The following is an 18,601-nucleotide window of genomic DNA, read 5'->3' on the forward strand; positions in this document are numbered from 1 at the left end:
TGTGTCCACCGTGTGGTGGTTCCGGTGGGCATCATGGTGTCATCGCCTCTCTGCGGCGGAGAAGCGACCAATCCATTCACTGATGGAGAGCTCCCAAGGGGCCGGGTCAATCAGCGCGTTGACTGGCGTGCCCGGAACATTCTCCTGGGTGATGAACAGCCGCAGGAATCCCGAGTGCCAGCGGTTGAGGAGCTCGGGGTCGAGCTCCCAGTATTCCACCGGCGCTACCTCGGCAGAGTTGAGGTTGATGGCGTTGAGCCCCAGCTCAAAGCCGCCCTCCGGCCCATTGTGGGCGGCACTGTATTTCCGTGCCAGCACCGGTTCGCCGTCATCGGGTTCCAGCGGGAGGCGGTCGGGGCGGACACAGAGCGTGAAGTTCCGGTGTTCATGGGTTTCCCGGTCGCTGAAGATCGCCAGCTGAATCTGGTTCTGGTTTCCTGCACTCAGCCGGTAACGGAAGGTCCGCAAGCCCTCATAGGAGACCTTCTGTGGTTTTCCCCAGATCTGCTGCCCGGCATAGGCACGGGAGGGATAGAGCAACACCTCTCCCGGGCTGCTCAGGTAAACCCGCATTCCGCCCTCATCCTCATAATCTTCAAAGGTGATGGCACCGGCCGAAGAGGCGATGGTGGGGTCGAGCTGATCCGGGGTGAGGTTGCTCAGGTCACCGGCCCCGGGAGCCACCATAATCGCGGTCACCAGGTGGGCTTCCTCCGGCCAGCCGAAGGTCAGCAGCTGGGTGCTCACCCGCTGATGGAGCTTTGCGTTGCTCACCTCACCAACTCGTACCCAGGAATGCGATTTACCCACCAGCGCCTGGTTGCCCACCACGCTGACCGGGGTGATGAACACCGAGTACCAGTCTTCGGGCCAGTCGACGATGCAGGAGGTGCCGCCCAGTTCCCGGAAGTTCTTGTGGTCCCGGATGGGCAGCCCGAAGCTCTCGAGCTGATCAACCTCCACCACCCGGTCCTGTAGGCCATCCACCGGCGGCTTCTCGGTGCGGTAGATCCGCACCTCCCCGGAGTGCGGGGTATTCCAGGCGACATTGAAGCGGATATCAGTGTTGCTGCCGGTCTGCTTCACCTCGATCGGTACCTCGACGACCTCGGCCGGCATGTCGATGGTGAACTCCTCCGAGATATCGGCGGAGACCTCATGCCCACCGATCATCACGAAGCGCTCAGCGACGAACTTGTACCTCACCCCACGCTGCTGCGGGGAGAATTGGAAACCCTGCAGATTCCGCTCATTCTTCGCAATCTCATTGAGTGGACTACGGGTACGTCTTTCACTGTCCTGGGCGGCGAAAACCGCCACCCGATGGGTATTGTCCACCGGCTCCCACTGTCCGGTGATCACGGAACCCGCCACCGACAGTTCGATATTCTCCACCGGGAGGATGAAGTACTTCTCCCCCACCAGCTGGGGTTCAGACTGCACCGCGGCGGCTTCTGAAAAACCTTCATACATCCAGACCTGATACATCCGGTAGGACTTGGTCAGCTGCTCCTGATCCACCCACCGGGTACCGATGGTGGCCACCCGGGGCTCGCCGTGGCGGAGATCCCTCGCAAACTCGGTCTCATCACTGAGGATGCGGAAGATACGCACCTTGGCGCCCGCCCGCATGGGAATGTCCCATTCCAATTGCAGTCCACCGGAATTGGTGGGCCGAATCCGCAGTGTTGCGCCGGGTACCTCAACCACCTCGGCGAAGAAGTCGACGGCCCGGAACTCATCTGCCGCGAAATAGCGCAGATTCTCATCCGACTCATCCTCGGCACGGTACCGGGAACGCCGGTGGCCCTCCGCTGCCGTCGGCTCCGGCTCGGGTTCAACCTCCCAGCTGACCTCCGGCTCCGGTATAGGTTCCGGTGCAGGTTCGGGTTCGGGTTCCTCCTCATATCCGAGGGCGATGTCCGCCTCCGGCATCCCTTGCTCCACATGCTCGGGTGTCGGCTCCGGTGGCAGAGGTTCCGCCACCACCTCCGCCACCAGCGGGGTGCTTGAAGGAGCCGCCACCATATCCATGTCCGGCTCAAAAAGTCGCGGGTCGCTGCGGTTGATGATGGGCTCGAGATCCCCAATCAACGCCAGCATCCGGGCCCGGCGGAGCGCCGAAGCCCACACCAGCAGTGCGGGATTGCGGCTGCCGGGATCTAGTTGAGTCTGATCTTGCGCAGCCGCGAGGAGTTCAGTGTCCGAGGGCAGGCTCTCCACCGGATGGATGGTCTGGGCCGCCTTGTGCCACTCGTGATAAGCCTCGAGGATCTGGTACTCCGTCGACGACGGCATCTAAAACTCCCCCATTCCGGGCATTTGCTGATCACGCGGATCAGATTCAGGTGAATATGGTCTGGTGTCCAGACCTGAGTCGGGTGCCTGATGGTTCTCTTCGGTCGGCATCTGATCGATGATCTCCGGACGCGAGGATTGAGCCTCCGGGTTGGTGAATGCCACATCAGACTGATCCGCGGAATGACCGATCTGCACCAGCACCTCGCTGACCCCGATGGCATCAAAGGTATTGGGGTGTCGCTCATGGGTGCAGAAGGCAGTGTCTAGCTGCAGGACCCCGCCGACCTGGCCACTTTCGGAGGCAATCTCGCTGTTGAAGAAGCCCTGGAACCGGTTATGTTCCAGCGGTGCCCGGTTGGGGGCGCTGATTTTCTGACCTGCGCGGTAGAACTGCAGCGAGGTGAGCACCTCGGCACCTTCATGTCGAGCATCCCGTGCCAGATCTCCGGTGATGGAGCTCCACTTGGCGGCGCTCCGATCACGGGAGCGGAAACGATCACCGATGATCCACTCCGCGAAGCGCGCCAGCTCACCGCTGCTCCCCTGACCGGTGGTGCTGAAGACATGGTCGACATCGATCGGGTTGTGGATGTCAGAGGCGAAGTCAGCGGCCGCTGTCTGCATGCCACCGTTGACATAATCCTGCAGCCATCCCTCGCTGAAGATCTCCTTGCGGAATCGCAGCGCCAGCTGATCCACCGTGTGATCATCCGGAGTTGCCTCGGCAAAGACCACCGACGCCGGCATGGTGTTCACCGGGATAGCAGCATCGACTTGGGTGTGGCGGATCTTACCGAAGGGGCGTTCCAGCAGGGTGCCAATGATCTGTGAGGTGGAGAGGAACTGCTGGTAGCCGACATTTAGGCGGATGATCGCATCATGTGTCCGGATGAGATTCTCCTTCGCCGCCGCCAAGCGGGAGTCCACTGCGGTGCGGCGGTGGCTGAAACGCAGCCCGTCGAGGGTCTCGCCGACCCCCTGCAGAATCCAGCAGATCAACCAGATCAACAGCCAGATCCCGAAGAGCTTTGCCTTGGTGGCGGGTTCAGCATCATTAAGGTGCCGGACCCACAGCACCAGGTCCGCGTTGGCCCCTGCCCGGAGATTGATCACCGCCCAAAGACCCGCGAAGAGGGCCGCCGACCAAAAGGAGACCCAGCCCAACCAACGGAACACCTTGCCCATCAACCCGCTGGTCTCATCCTCGTTCTTCTCCCGCTCCAGCCGCCGGATCTCATCATGGAGTTCCCGCTCGCGCTGCTGCTCATGCTTCAGCTTGCGCTGTAGGCCCCGACCGGTGAAAAAAGCGAAGCTCTCGGAGTTCCGGGCCTGCCACTGCTGGAAATCACCGATGACCTGACCGACCTGGCGTTTATTCACCTGGCCATCACTGGCCAACCGTTGCTCATACTGCTGGACGCCGACTACGTCATAGGGGGCAACCTCACTGCCATCGAGCGCCGCCCGGATCGCGAACGGCAGCTCTGAGCCAAAGTTGCTGTCCGGACCGGGGATCACGTCAGCGGCCCGCCGGGCGACCGTCACGTTGGGGGAGGTGCCGTTGTTGACCACCTGCGGCAGTCGCGCCTCACCCTGCGCAATCTGCCGGGGTGCCGCATCAAGCAGACTCATGGCCACATTCTTGTAGGCATCCCACACCTGCTGTAGCTCAGCGGCAGCCTGGAGCTCCTGGTCGACCTGGACACGGCTGGCGTTGGAGCCGCCGAAGACCGGGCTGAGCGGGGCGTCGTTAAGCGGGCTGCCGCCCACCTGGGTGCGCGAGCCGGTCTCGCCGTAGAGGGTGGCCTGGACCGTGTCTTCGACCAAGGCCCCGGATTCCGCGCGCAGATCACGCCCGGCGCGTCGCGGGCCGCTCATCATGTTCTTGGCCCAGCGGCCCAAAAATTCCCTGATGGCAGCACCGGTGCTGGTCCGACGGGTTTTCTCGGCGGTGGGTTCCACCCTGGTCCCCACCAGTTTCTCTTCAAAATCGATGAGCAGTTTCTCAGCGGCAGCAGCCGCAAAAGCCGCGGGGTTCTGGGTGTGCTGGGCGGTCAGTTCCCGGCCCGGACGGTCCAGCCGGGGCAGTGGATTGGTGTCTGTGTCCAGGATCCTGGCTTTGAGGCTGGCCTGCACCGCCTGGCCGTCGATACGCCGGTAGAAAGAGCGCACCAGCCGGAAACTGGCACCATTATTGGCCGCCAGCTGCGTCACCGGGGCGGAACTGCTGCCCTCCCAGATGCCGAAGAGGCTGGCTATCCCGGCCACACAGTGGAGCGTGAAGCGGGAGTCCAGGTCATCGAAATGATAGGCCACCGTGGAGGTGTCCGGGCCGGGGCTGTCCTCCGGGGCCAGCAGCAGGTTGGTGTAGCCGCGCAGGATCGGCAGATCACCCACCAGCGGGGAGCCCACTGCCGTGATCATCAGATTCGTGCGGTGAATGTCGCGGCCTACGCTGAAACTGCCGATGGCCTTGGTCAGCGGGTCGATCTCCGCCCAGGTCAGCGCACTGTCCGGGGCGCCGACCACATTGATCACGCCCAGATTCATCCGTTTGGTCCCCGAATGGGAGACCAGGGAAGTGAAGGACTTCCTGGTGATCTCCGGCGTACCCGCCGGGGTGACCCGGAGATGGGTCACCTCGGAGGAGGAGTTCCGGAAGGAATCAGCATCCACCCACACCAGATCACGGATCAGGCCCGTGGCGGTGAAATCCTCCAGGGTCTGTCGGATGCCCTGGGAAAGGTTGCCCCGCCCCAGAAACACCGTCAGCGTGGTGTCCAGCGGATGTGCGCTAGTCATTAGAACTCACCGGCCCCGGGCATCTCAACCGAACCCGACTGCGCGCCGCGCGGGTCAAAGTCGGGGATGAAACCAGTGTTCGTCTGCGGCGGGCCTTCCTGCAGGCACTGCTCCAGGATCTCGATGATCTCCCGGGTCGCGTCCACCACATCGGGAGCCAGATCGGAGAAGACCGGCACCTGGGAGGCGATGACGCGGTCGGTGATATCGGCGAAGGGGCGCTCGGAGGTGTTGAACAGGCGTCCCTCCCCCAGCTTTGAGCTCGGGACATACGCCTGCGCGATCTCATTCTGACGCCGCAGCCAGGCGGTGGCGGCCTCGAAGCGCTCCGTCGGGGTGGTCGCGATCCCGGTACCCTTGACCTGGTTGACCTCGCCGGACATCCGCTCGCCGTTGTAGAGCCACTGGTGCAGCAGGCGACGCCCACGGGTGGTGCGGCCCGGCAGGGAGGGGCTGGCAGCGTCATCCCACAACTGACGCAGCAGGATATAGGGGTGGACCGAGCGGAAGAGCGGCTGCTCGCCGGCACGCGCCCACGCCAGGGCCGCTGACTCCAGCAGGTTAGGCAACCAGTCCAGACCGGCCCGGAACCGGGAGACCGGGGTCAGCAGCGGAGTGTCGAAGTTGATCCACTGTTTGGCCTGCTCATCGTGGATCTGCACCGGGGTGTTGTCCCCGGTGTCCAGGGTCTCGGGGAAGAAGATCCGGCCGACCATCCGGCCGATGTACCAGCCCTTGACCATGGCCTTGCGCTCGGCATCGGTCATCGGCAGGGCCGCCGGCAGCGGCCGGGTACGACGCCCGTGCCAGAATTCCGCGCGGGTGCCGGTGGTCTGGCGCCACTGCTTCTCGATCGGTGGCAGCAGCGAATCGAAGACGATCGGAGCATAGTTCGGGTAGGACCCGAAGATGTCGATGGAACGCTCTTCACCCTGGTTGACCAGGGCTTTACCCAGGGGCTGGGTGATGTCCGCCGGGCGGTGGTTGGGGTAGTCACGAACCGCCTGCTTCAGGCTTTCCCCGAGATCATCGCCGCCGAAGGGGATGCGGGAGAAGTTGAAGTTATAGCGCACCTCATCGTTGTAGATCGAACGCACCAGCTGGGAATTGATCTGGGCCAGCGGCAGGGCGTAGGTCATCGCCTCGCTGAACTTGCTCAGCACCTGCTGGCGACGCTCCCGGCGCTCATGCTCGGAGAGACCCGGGGTGGTCACGAACTCCCGCAGGGAACTGGAGATGAACTGCTGGAAGGAGAAACCCGGTCGGCGGATGTACTGGCGGGAGCGCTCCAGGACATCTTCGGTGCTGATGCGGAAATCAAAGCGGGCGGGGCGGGGATCGCGGACGACCCCCGGGTTCTGCGGGTCCTGAATCAGTTCCCGGGCTACCCACACCTCACGCAGCGCAATCAGATCCTGCGGGGCCTTCTCCGCTCCGGACAGGGCCTCCCACTCACCATTGATCACCCGTTGTGAGGATTCACGCAGCGCCTGGTCATAGTCAAAGTCCTTGACCTCCTCCGTCCGGGCGGACTGGATGATGTCCGAGATGAACTGGCCGATGAAGGAATCCACCTCCGTCAGGAAGACTTCATTGGCAGCCTGGCTGAAACGGTTGGGCACGGTGTTCTGGGACTCATCGGGCCAGAGTGCGGGCACATTGGTCTTGAGCTGAGCGACACCGAGGTTGGAGTCATTGGTCAGCTCGGTGATCTTCTCCAGGTCCTCATGCTGTGCCTGGATGCTGCGTTGCAGGGGCGTGAGGAAGTTGTTCACGAAATCCCGCAGCACGTTGGCCATGTGGTGGGAGATCATCGCGACCGCCCGGGATCGCAGCTGCGGGCCGGTCGTGGCGATGATCTCCTGCGCCCGGGCGGTGGAATCATCGATCCGGCCGCGGTTGCCCTCCAGCATGCTGCGCTGGGTTTCATCGAGTGCCAGCGCCTGCGGTGCCCGGCGCTCGAAAATCTGCTGTAGCTCCGCGATGGAGTTTCCCTCGATCTGGTGCCGGATCTCGTTGAGCAGGGCCATGCCATAGGGGACGCCGAACTTCGCGATTTCCCCACGCAGCAGCCCCAATAACCCCTCCTGGAGCATACCGGCGCTGGCCCATTCGGCGACGCCGGCGTAAAGCTCCTTCTTGTGGTCATGATCAACCTGCTGGCTACTGGACTGCATGGCCTTCTGAACGTCGATCAACCATTCCGAACCACGCTTGTTGTTGGCGTTGGGGATCTGATTCTTCACCCCCTGCATCATCCGCTGGGTCCAGTTCTCGATGACCACCCGGAAGTTACCGCTGATCCAGTCGCCTGCCTGCCCCGGGGGCGGCAGGATCCGGCTCAGCTGGTTCTCCAGACCCAGCCGGTTATTGTCCAGGCGCTTGCGGATCTGCAGGTCCGCCGGGGATTCATCAGTCTCGTCATAGTGGCCCCGGAGCAGGCGGTCCACCGCCGAGCGGGCGAGCCGCTGGGCCGCATACTCGGCGTAGCGGTCACGGCCCATGGACAGCTGGGCATAACCGTAGGTCCCCCAGGGAACGTTCTTGGGCTCGGCGGCGCCCCAGGCAAATTTGCTCTGATCCGCCCCGGCACCACCCCGGTTACCCAGGGTGAAGGCCTTGTAGTTCTCCATGGACACTTCATCGGACATCAGTGCCGCCAGGCCACGGCCCAGGGCGCGGTAGACGGTGTCCGGCTTGCCGTCACCGAGCAGGGCGCCGTTTTCACCCGAGCGCACGCCCACCGGGAAGATCCGGCCGACCGGGATGGAATCATTGCCCACCGGAACGCCGAGGGCCTCGAAAATCCGCTGGTCCGCCTCGGTGGCGGAACCCAACTGGGCAGCGGCCAGCTCAGAGAACATCGCCAGGGCGTTGGGGTTGGTGCCGGCCACCGCATCCGGGGACAGCTGGGAGAAGATATCCGGGGTCACCATGAACAGTGAGTTCAGACCGACGGCGTTGCCCTCAAGTCCGGTGAGCAGGCGACAGATATCGATGGCCATGGACGCGCCCGCACCACCAGCCATGGAGGAGACCACGAACACCATCGGCTGTTCCTTGGCGCTCTCACCGCTGTAGACGGTGCGGCCATAAAGCTGGGAGCGCAGGTCAGCCAGCTCACGCTCGGTGTCCCCGCTGAACAAAACATCCCAGGACTTGCGCAGCTCCTGCTGGATCTCCTGCAGCTTGCTCAGGATCAGCATGCGGCCGATCGAGCGGTACTGGCCAGCACCGGAACCGATCGGGGTGGTCTCGGACTCTGGGTTCGCCAGTGCCCAGCTGGCAATGGTGCCCAACTCCCGGCGGCTGGCCAGCTGATTGGAGACAGCGGTGTCCACGGTGGAATAACGGTCCGAGGAGCCACAGGAGATATAACGGCCACCGGCCTCCGGCACGTTCGGCAGGTTCGGGCCGGGACGCTCCGGAACGGTCGGCACATCGACCGAGACAAACTGCCAGGCCCGCGGCAACTCCACATCTTTGGGGCTGTCATAACGGTCCGGCAGGCGGTCCGCCAGAGTGGTCTTCAGCTGGTCCATCATGTAGGCCAGGGTCTTGGCTCCAGAGCCGCCACAACCGACGACGAGAACTTTGTGCATGATCCACTCTTTCTTTAACTAATCACGTGCAAGCTGAAAATCACTGAGTTTTCTGTCCAGGCTAGCTGGGGAGTCTAGGGTGTTCGCGGCGAACCGAAACCACCGGAGCCACCGAAACCACCAGAACCGAAACCACCGGAGTTTCCCTCAGAGTTTCCGCCGGAGCCGAAACCACCACCGAACCCACCGCTCTGGGGACCCTGGCCACCGGAGTCGCCCGGAGCACCCGGACCGCCGGAACCGAAACCACCGCCGAATCCGCCACCGGAGCCGAATCCGCCGTCACCACCGAAGTTCGGCGGCTGATACTCGCCTGCCGCTGGCGGCTCCGGCGTAGCACCCGGGCCAGGACTGGTAGATCCAGCAGGACCGGCAGGGGCATTGCCGGGCGTGGCAGCGGCGCTATCAATCTGTTCCGATAGTGTGCGGGCCAGCTCAGGTGCCTTGTGCACGATGTCATTGACCAGGGTGTTCATCTGGTCGCGGTCGGTCGGCAGGAAGGGGAAGGCCACTAGATCCAGCTCGGTGGAGCCGGTGTTACGGGCGCTGAGGAACCAGGTTCCCTGAACCACGAGCGGCAGCTTGGCGTGGAATTTGTGCTGTTTCCCCTCGGAGCTGATGGAGGGCGCCTGATTGACCAGGGCGACCGGTTCGGCGGTGGGGAGGAGCTGGAAGCTCTTGACCTTCACCTGGTAGCCGTCGGCGTTGAACTCACGCCCCTGACTGTGGACCTGATTCTGGGTGGTGTTGCGGGATTCGATGTCGGGGCGCGGCTGGCCGTCGTAGTAGAGGACACCCTCCTTGAGTTCGACCGGGATGCGGACCGCGCTCATGGCACCGTCCGGGATTTTCGCGGTGAGATAACGGACCGCGTAGAGCACCAGCAGGGGGATGAGCAGCGCCAGGATCAGCGCTGCCGCCAGCGCCGCAGCGAACCTGGCGGTGTTGATCGGCACGCTGAGGCTGCCTTCGGTGGGTACCTCCACCGTGGTTTCATTCGCCCCTTCGGGATTCGCGATCTGCATCGGAAGCGCACCGTTGACGAGGCCGTCACTGAGCTCATCGATGGTCAGGGTGACCGGGAAGCTGCCGCTTTCATCCAGGCCGAGGACCAGCGCATTCTCGGCGCTGTCGAACTGGCTGCTGGCGGCGATGCCGCCCACTCCCTCGGGAAGCGTTCCCGAGAGCTGCGCGTCTGCGGGCAACCAGACCCGGCCGGGACCGTTGACTGGAACGTCGACGGTGACCGTATCGGCGTCGGCCTGGAAGTGGATGTTTCCGGGCAGCTGGGGCATATCGCGTTGGGTCAGGGTCAGTCTGGTGGTGTTGAGGATCGGGCTCAGCGCGGTGCCGGGGTTGCCGTCCACCCCGGCGGTGGTGATGGCGGTGCGGGCTTCGATCGCTCCGATCGCCGGCAGCTGTGCGATGGCGTCCAGCGGCAGTTCCGCCTGGCCGCTGGAGATGTCCATGCCCTCAGCCAGCATCACCTGTTCACCGGAATCGGCCCGGGTGAAACTGAGGTCGAGGACCGCGTCACCTTCGAGGGCGCGGGGGTTGCCCGCACGGTCCACCAGCTGCAGCTGCAGCGCCTGATCATCGCGCAGGTTCAGTCCGGTCTCGCCTTCGGCATTGCCGCCGTTGAACTGGATCTGCAGGTCCGGCTGGATCTCCACGGAGTTGAAGATGCGGCCATCGGCTGCGGCTGGATCGAAATTCTGGAACTGCAGCTGCCACACCCCCGCCCAGCTTCCGCCTTCGGGCAACATCAGGGTGCCGTCAGCCATCTGCACCGGGGAGCTCTCGGAATCCCAGGTGAGGTTCGCGGAATTCAGGGAGCCCTCGCCGTCATCGATCAGTTCGACGGTCTCACCGTTGGGCGCGGTGAGCACCAGACGGGCCGCGGAGCCCAGATCATCCTTCGCGATCGCGGTGAAGCGCACCGAGTTCACCGAGTTGTCCAGGGTGAAGGTGAAAGGCTCCCCGGCGCGGGTTTCGGCGGTAGCTTCACCGCCGGTGGCCAGGGCTTCACGGAAGGCTGCGAAGAGTCCGCCGACATTGTCCGCGGTGAAGAAGGCCCCGTTGGGGGCGGCCTCGCCGCATTCCCCTCCCCCGGCGCGGGTGCCTTCGGTGATGCCCTGGAGCAGGCTGAAATCAGAGGGGTTGTCCACCGAGGACAGCCCGATGCCGATGTGGGTGATGCCGGCGGTACGCAGTCGGTCGGTGACCCCGCCAGGTACGCAGAGCGCCTGTTGCGCGACGTCGGCACCCTCCGCGGCGGTGAGGGCACCATCGGTGAAGGTCACCAGCATTCGGCAGGCATCCCCGGAACCGGAGCGGGAAAAGTCCTGGTAGGCACCGTCGATGGCGGCCGCGTAGTTGGTGTACTGCTCGGCGGTGCGCTCCGCGAAAGCCCCGATCTCAGCCTGGGTCTGCGCCACGGAATCCTGGTTGAGTTCCTGCCACTGACCGTAGTTCTCGGGGTCCATGGCACCGGATTTGTACTCCTGACCGAAGCCGGCGACGCGGACGGTGGTCTGGAATCCCTCATCGGCCTGCTTGGCCAGCAGTTCTTCGATGAAGCTCTGGGCAGCGGGGACGCGGTGGTGCTCGGCGTCTGCGCCGGGAATATCGGGGTTGACCCGGCCGTCGCGGGCCTCGTGGATCAGGGATTCGGTTTCGTCGATCATGACGATGACGTCGAGGGCACCCTTATCCGCAATGCAGGCGCCGACCTGTTCCAGGGAGGTACCCGGCGCGGCAGCCTGATCCCCGGTGGGCTGGGCTACCGCTCCCGGGGCGCTTATCGACGCCGCGAGCAGGGCGGCCGCCATAAATCCCAGCGGTCGGGTGAACTTTGATTTCATGGAGTTCACAGCTTTCCCACCCAGAGGGCGATGTCGATGGCGGACCAGACCACGGCGATGAGCAGCACCAGGGCAGTGAAGTATAGGAGGGTCTTCTTCCAGCCGATGTGGGAGTAGAACCCGGTGGCCTTTCGCTGGGCATTAGCCGTGAAATAACGCCCCAGACAGATGATGCCGAACAGGCCGGAAAGGATCCAGGCAACACCCGCGATGATCCCGAAGGAGGTGTCGGTGGCCACCGTCGAGCTGAAGCTCAGCCAGGCGTTGAGCATGACCCCGATCAGGCCGAGCACCAGGCTGGGGATCAGATGTCCGACCGGTGCCGAGGTTGCCCGACGGGACCCGGTTGCGGCGCCGGTGGCAGGAGCACTGAAACCGGAGTCAGCTCCCGGGCCGCCAAAACCACCGAAGCCGCCGGAGCCGACTGGGCTGCCGAACCCGCCCGGTGCACCGCCGAATCCACCGGTGCCGGAACCGCCAAAACCTCCCGGTGAGGACTCGGGTGTATCACCGGGAAAGGGTGGGAATCCTTGGGACATCAGCGACTCCGGCATCACATCGGGAACAGGAAAGATTCAAGAACTGTCTGAAAAGCCTAGTTAGTGTGCAGTTATATGTCAGCGCCGGGTGCCGGTTCCCCGGCTTCCCCCACCCCTCGCAGCTTACCCACCTCACCCGATCCCCTGCCCACCCGCGCGCGACATGCCCTCACTAGGATTGCCACCATGAGCTCTCCCACGCATCTGCCCCTGTCCGCTGAAATCCGTGAGCATGTCCGCAACCGGCAGGAGGAGATCTTCCGCCAGCTCGCTGAGCTCGTCGCTTTTGACTCCGTCCACGGTGCCCCCGGGCATGAGGAGGATTGCCGTTCCGCTGCCGCCTGGGTGAGTGAGGCACTGCAGTCCGCTGGTCTGGTGGTCGATGAGATCGTCACCGCCGATGGTTCCATTGCCCTGCTGGGCCAGCGCCAGGTATCGGCAGATGCCCCGACGGTATTGCTCTATTCGCATTATGATGTCGTTCTCGCCGGTGATCCCGCCAAGTGGACCTCCGCCCCCTTCACCCTCACGGAGCGCGATGGCCGTTGGTACGGTCGCGGCGCGGCGGACTGCAAGGGAAACCTGGTGATGCACTTGGCGGCGTTGCAGGCCCTGGAGACTTTCGAGGAAACTCCCACCGTCAATCTCAAGGTCCTGATCGAGGGTTCTGAGGAGCAGGGCGGCGAAGGTCTGGACCAGCTCATCGCCGAGCACCCGGAGCTCTTTGCCGCCGAGGTCATCCTGATCGCCGACACCGGTAACGCGGCCGTCGGAAAGCCCACGCTGACCACCACGCTGCGTGGTGGCGCGCAGGTCACCGTCACCCTCAACACCCTGCGGACCCCGGTCCATTCGGGCATGTTCGGCGGTGCCGCCCCCGATGCCACGGCCGCGCTGATCCGGCTGCTGGATACGCTTCGCGACGACCGTGGCCGGACCGTCATCGACGGCGTGGACACCACCACGCGGTGGACCGGCGAGCCCTATGACGCCGAAACCTTCCGCGCCGATGCCGGGGTGCTCGACGGCGTGGAGCTGATGGGCGATGATTCCGATTCCCCGGCCGATTTCGTGTGGGCGCGGCCGGCGGTGACCGTCACCGGTTTCACCTCCACCCCGGTAGCGGCGGCCATCAATGCGGTACCCGCCACCGCCAGCGCCCAACTGAACCTCCGGGTCGGGCCCGGCACCTCTGCGGCGGATACCGCCGAGAAGCTGGCTGCCCACCTGCGCCATAACACTCCCTGGGGAGCCCAGGTCGAGGTCACGGTCGGCGATGTCAATGAGCCCTTCCGTGCTGATACCGACAGCCCAGCGCTGTCCCTGCTAGGTGATGCCCTGGCCAGTGCCTATGGCACCGAGCACACCGGCACCGTGGGTTCCGGAGGTTCCATCCCGCTGTGCACCGCGCTACAGGCGGCGCACCCGGATGCCGAGATCGCGCTCTTCGGCGTGGAGGAACCGCAGTCCACCATCCACTCCCCCAATGAGTCCGTGGACCCGGGAGAGATTATCCACATCGCCGCGGCGGAGGCATTGTTCCTGCTCAACTATGGTTCTTCCCGTTAGAACTTGCATTAATTTGTGATCTGCCTTACCTTTGTTGGTGTGATCCAGAACATTTCTCTTCAGCGAGTAGCCGAGGCTACGTACCCCAGCACGGGACAGGGACTGACTCCCCGTGCATGGGGAAGTAGTCGTTAGCTACCTAGACACTCACTGAAGAGTCGGTCCCCACCACATTCCGCTTAACGCGAAGGACCGACATAATGTTCACCAGCACCCGCACCGCATCTTTCCAGCCCACCGATCAGGATCAGCTTGATTTCCTGCGGGAGACGGCATCCCTGAACCAGCGGCAGACCGAAACCCGCAGCGAAGATCCGCTGCAGAATCGTTTCGGCACCGGCCATCGCCTGCCCCGCGGACTCCGCGAAGAGGCAGCCGGCATGGACTGGAACCTGTTCACCGCCACCTATGCCCCGCGTGCCGAGATTCGACTGAGCCACCGGGACATCGAGCAGCTGCGCGGCGGACTCTTCCGCTTCCACACTGACCGGACCCACACCTCCAAGACTGCCGACGCCCACACCGACCAGCTGGAGATCATCGCCACCGGCCCGACCTCCGCCTGCACCAGTCTGTTGGCTGAGGCTGGTCGTCGCATCGAGATCCTGAATTTCCACCAGCTGGAGATCTTCGAGGCCACCGCCACCTTCATCAAGGTCACCGATGACCGCCAGACCGTTTGGGCCATCGGCTTCGGCCCCAGCCCGGAGAGCTCCATCGCTGCAGCCCTGAGCTCCGGCGGCCAGCTGCTCTACGGCTGAGCAGTCTCGCCCGGGGAGGTCGACTCACCGGCCACAGGTTGCCCGGTGAGGGCGATATCCTGAGTCCCGGCGGCAGCCCGCCAGGTAAGGTAGGCCCACACCGTCATCGAGATCACCACGATCCAGGATGCCGCCACCACCACGCCCTGCAAGATCGAGGGTTGCGCGATGAAACCACCGATTGAGGTCAGGGAGACCTGGCCGGGAATGGTGGCGATCGCACTAGCCACCAGGAAGTCACGTTGGGTGATTCCGAAGACGCCGCTGCCGTAGTTGACCGGCCAATAAGGGAAGCCCGGCATCACCCGTAGGGCGAACACCGCCTGGAAACCGGCGCCATCGAGGTGTTGTTCCACCTTTGCACCGCGGCTGCCCAGGATCTTCCGGACGGTCTCCGCCCCCAGGGCGCGGGCAAACCAGTAGGCACCCCAACATCCGAGCAACGCCCCGATCACCGAAAGCACACTACCGATTACCACGCCAAAGAGCAGGCCGCCGGCCACCGCCATGATGCTCACCGGGATCGGGGTCAGGGCCACCAGGGCATAGAGCAGGATGAAGCCGAGGAATCCGGCCCAGCCCAGTCCGTCAATCCAGCCTTGGAGGACGTCCAGCTCGGGGAGCCGGACATTAAAGGCGAGCCAGAGCATCACCGCCACAAAGACCAGCAGTCCGCCACCGCGCAGCAGAGATCCCCACTGCACATCGAAGCGCCGACGATCAGGACCCGGGAATTTCTCGGCTTCAGTCACAGTGCGAGAGTACACAGCCTGAAGCTGCGGCAGCGGACCACCCATAAACGGGTAGCAGCCGAGATACCGGGGCGATCCGGGAAAGTTCATCAAGGAATTTCTCAGCCTCCGATAAAGTCGCTAAATCCTCATGTTCAGCAGCTCAAACATGAGAAAAGAACCCTCCACAGAAGCTCCATATAATACTGTGTCCGTGGTTTTCAACTACCGAAGGGATGGGCACACAGGTACACTTTGGACTTGTTGGCCGCGCCGTTAACGACGCCGCCTGAAATGGGTGTTTCTCAGTAAGAAGTTCTCTCTATAGGTTCGTTCTGCTGCTGGGGGCAGCACGCACGCTGGCGACGACAACTGGAAGCGGCATTGTCCTGTCCGCTCAATGAATAGGGGAGCTTCGGGCACGTGCTGATACTTCTTATTGCGCTCGCTGCAGCAGCGGTGGTCGCCCCCGCACTAATCCGACTCATCGGTCGACCCGCTTTCGGCCTCCTGGCGTTGGTACCGGGTGCAGGGTTCGCCTGGGTCCTTTCACAGTTCTTCCAGGGCACCTTCGACAATGGTGGTGCCCTGGAATTCCGCCTCAGGTGGATGCCTTCGGCAAACCTGAACCTGGATCTTCGCCTGGATGCCCTGGCGGGCTTATTCAGCCTGATCATCCTGGGTGTGGGTGCCCTGGTGCTGATCTACTGTTGGGGCTACTTCGACTCCAACCCACGCCGCCTGGCCTACTTCGGTGGCCAGATGGTCGCTTTCGCTGGCGCCATGTTCGGTCTGGTGGCCTCGGACAATATTCTGCTGATGTACGTCTTCTGGGAGATCACTTCGGTGCTCTCCTTCCTCTTGGTGGGCTATTACGGTGAGCGTGCCTCCTCCCGCCGTTCCGCCGGGCAGGCGTTGATGGTGACCACCCTGGGTGGCCTGGCCATGCTGGTGGGCATCATCCTGCTCGGTCGGCAGACCGGAATCTGGAATTTCTCCGATATCCCGCACTACGCCAACCTCGAGTTCACGCCTTATCTCACCGCCACGATCATCCTGATCCTGGCGGGTGCGCTCTCAAAGTCCGCGATCGCCCCCACCCATTTCTGGTTGCCCGGTGCGATGGCTGCCCCCACCCCGGTCTCCGCCTACCTACATTCCGCGGCGATGGTGAAGGCCGGCATCTACCTGGTGGCCCGGCTGGCCCCGGACTTCAATGCGGTGAATACCTGGCACCTGGTGGTCATCCCGTTGGGTCTGTTCACCATGATCATGTCTGGCTGGATGGCGCTGCGGCAGAAGGATCTCAAACTGATCCTGGCCTATGGCACGGTCTCCCAGTTGGGCTTCATCATGTCGGTGATCGCCATCGGTTCCCGCGAGGCGATGATGGCGGGACTGGCGTTGACCTTCGCCCACTCACTGTTCAAGGCCACCCTGTTCATGATCGTCGGTGCAATCGACCACACCACCGGCACCCGTGATATCCGGGAGCTCTCCGGCCTGGGCCGGAAACAACCGCTCGTTATGGCCATGGCGGTCATTGCTGCGGCCTCCATGGCAGGTATCCCGCCGCTGCTGGGCTTCGTGGCCAAGGAGACCGTCTTGGAGGCGGTCCTCCATGAGTCACTGCTGGTGGGCATGCCCCGGAGCATGATGCTGGTGGCCATGGTGGTCGGTTCCATCCTCACCATGGCTTATAGCCTGTATTTCATCTACGGGGCCTTTGCCACCAAGAAGTCGGCACATGTCTCCGGCGGTGGTATCGCACCGGCAGTTGAGCAGATGCACGGCATCGGCTTCAAGCTCTGGCTCGCACCGATGGTGCTGACCATTCTGACCATCACACTGGGACTGTTCCCGGGGATGCTCTCCTGGCCGATCGAGCTGCACCTGGATGCGGTCCTTCCGCTGGCTGCCGGCGAGGAAGCTTCCCACCTCGCTCTGTGGCATGGTTTCAGTCTGCCGCTGTTGCTCTCCCTGATCATCATCCTCGGTGGTTCCCTGCTGTTCTGGCAGCGCGACCTGATCATCTCCCGGTTCACCTTCGAGGAACCCGCGCTGGGCAATGCGGACTCCGCCTATGACTGGTTCCTGGACCAGCTGCGTAAGATCTCGCTGCGACTGACGGCTTCCACCCAGCGTGGTTCCCTGACCATCAACCTGGGCATCATCTTCATGGTGCTGATCGCCCTGCCGTTGAGCGCCCTGATCCTGGGCGAGCGCAATGAGGTCCGCATGGAACTCTGGGACACCCCCTACCAGGGCATAGCTGCGGCGGTCATCATCATCATGGCCATCGCCGCCACCCAGTCGCAGAACCGGCTCTCCGGGGTGATCATGGTCGGTGTCACCGGTTACAGCATGGCGGTGATCTTCGCGATGCACGGTGCCCCGGACCTCGCGCTGACCCAGACCCTGGTGGAGACGATCGTGATGGTGGTGTTCATGCTGGTGCTGCGCAAGCTGCCCACGGAAACCGAGTGGAAGGGCACCCCGCGGGGCAACCGGTTCCGCGCCTGGCTGTCCATCGCGGTGGGGGTCTCGGTGACGATCGTCGCCCTGTTCGCCATCAATGCCCGCTCCCATGATCCAATTTCGACGTATATGCCGGATCTGGCCTATGAGATCAGCCATGGCGCCAATGCAGTCAACGTGCTGCTGGTGGATCTGCGTGCCTTTGACACCTTTGGTGAGATCTCCGTGCTGGTGATCGCCGCGACCGGTGTGGCCTCACTGATCTACCGCACCCGTTCCTTCGACCGCGATTCCCGCCGTCCGACGCTTCGGGTGACGGGGCGTCGTTGGCTGGCGGCCACGGTGGAAACCGAGAAGGGGCAGAACCGTTCCCTGATGGTCGACATCGTCACCCGTATCCTCTTCCCCTCGATGATGGTTGTCTCGCTCTACTTCTTCTTCGCCGGGCACAACGCCCCGGGTGGTGGTTTTGCCGGCGGCCTGGTCGCCGCGCTGGCCTTCACCCTGCGTTACCTGGCCGGTGGCCGCGATGAGCTGGAGGAGGCCCTACCGGTGGATGCCGGCCGTATCCTCGGCTCTGGTCTGCTGCTTGCGGCCGCCGCCGTGGTCGTACCGATGTTCTGGGGCCGGCCACCGCTGAGCTCCCAGATGTGGGATCTCCAGCTGCCGTTGATCGGCGAGATGCACATCGCTTCGGTGCTGCTTTTCGACGCCGGCGTCTACCTCATCGTCGTCGGTCTGATCATGCACATCCTGACATCCCTGGGCGGCCAGCTCGACCAGGACGAAGAAATGCGTAAGCAGCGCGCCCGTGACCGGGCCCGCTCGATGGCCCGGGCGGTGGAGCGCCGCCGCGCGGCGCAGCAGAAGTCCGCCGCCAAGGTTGCCGCTGGCGCAGCGCCACCCGACAGGGCGTCGATAAGCACCAAGACCACCACCGGAAAGGAGAGCTGA

The 18,601-nt window shown here is 63.7% G+C and carries 9 protein-coding genes; 3 read left to right on the forward strand and 6 right to left on the reverse strand.

What is annotated here, in order from left to right:
• Positions 1 to 39: 39 nt before the first annotated feature.
• The 5 genes from ACTU46_RS10965 to ACTU46_RS10985 all read right to left on the reverse strand — a co-directional run bounded on the left by ACTU46_RS10965 (position 40) and on the right by ACTU46_RS10985 (position 12,108).
• Positions 40 to 2,298 (reverse strand): hypothetical protein, encoded by a 2,259-nt coding sequence (locus tag ACTU46_RS10965; protein ID WP_443381712.1) that lies wholly within the window; start codon positions 2,296 to 2,298, stop codon positions 40 to 42.
• Positions 2,299 to 5,103, reverse strand: a complete 2,805-nt coding sequence (locus ACTU46_RS10970; RefSeq protein WP_443381713.1) for a hypothetical protein — start codon at positions 5,101 to 5,103, stop codon at positions 2,299 to 2,301.
• Entirely contained in the window at positions 5,103 to 8,705 is a 3,603-nt protein-coding gene (locus tag ACTU46_RS10975; protein WP_443381714.1) for a tubulin-like doman-containing protein, read from the reverse strand. The genes ACTU46_RS10970 and ACTU46_RS10975 overlap by 1 nt, the downstream gene beginning before the upstream one ends.
• A gap of 74 nt (positions 8,706 to 8,779) precedes the next feature.
• Positions 8,780 to 11,569 (reverse strand): vWA domain-containing protein, encoded by a 2,790-nt coding sequence (locus ACTU46_RS10980; protein WP_443381715.1) that lies wholly within the window; start codon positions 11,567 to 11,569, stop codon positions 8,780 to 8,782.
• A 5-nt stretch (positions 11,570 to 11,574) separates the two neighbouring features.
• Entirely contained in the window at positions 11,575 to 12,108 is a 534-nt protein-coding gene (locus ACTU46_RS10985; RefSeq protein ID WP_443381716.1) for a hypothetical protein, read from the reverse strand.
• Positions 12,109 to 12,294: 186 nt separating this feature from the next.
• On the opposite strand from ACTU46_RS10985, the gene ACTU46_RS10990 reads away from it, so the two are divergent.
• Both ACTU46_RS10990 and ACTU46_RS10995 read left to right on the forward strand, forming a co-directional pair.
• Positions 12,295 to 13,677 (forward strand): dipeptidase, encoded by a 1,383-nt coding sequence (locus tag ACTU46_RS10990; protein WP_443381717.1) that lies wholly within the window; start codon positions 12,295 to 12,297, stop codon positions 13,675 to 13,677.
• A 200-nt stretch (positions 13,678 to 13,877) separates the two neighbouring features.
• Positions 13,878 to 14,438, forward strand: a complete 561-nt coding sequence (locus tag ACTU46_RS10995) for an acetyl-CoA acetyltransferase (protein WP_443381718.1) — start codon at positions 13,878 to 13,880, stop codon at positions 14,436 to 14,438.
• Here the strand turns inward: ACTU46_RS10995 and ACTU46_RS11000 are convergent.
• The gene (locus ACTU46_RS11000; protein WP_443381719.1) at positions 14,429 to 15,190 is read right to left on the reverse strand and encodes a TVP38/TMEM64 family protein; all 762 of its coding nucleotides are present in this window, start codon (positions 15,188 to 15,190) and stop codon (positions 14,429 to 14,431) included. The two genes, ACTU46_RS10995 and ACTU46_RS11000, sit on opposite strands and share 10 nt — an antisense overlap.
• 402 nt (positions 15,191 to 15,592) lie before the next feature.
• Here ACTU46_RS11000 and ACTU46_RS11005 point away from each other — a divergent pair, with 402 nt between their 5' ends.
• The gene (locus ACTU46_RS11005) at positions 15,593 to 18,601 is read left to right on the forward strand and encodes a Na+/H+ antiporter subunit A (RefSeq protein ID WP_443381720.1); all 3,009 of its coding nucleotides are present in this window, start codon (positions 15,593 to 15,595) and stop codon (positions 18,599 to 18,601) included.

Source organism: Corynebacterium sp. A21 (assembly GCF_052266655.1).
GTDB lineage: Bacteria > Actinomycetota > Actinomycetes > Mycobacteriales > Mycobacteriaceae > Corynebacterium.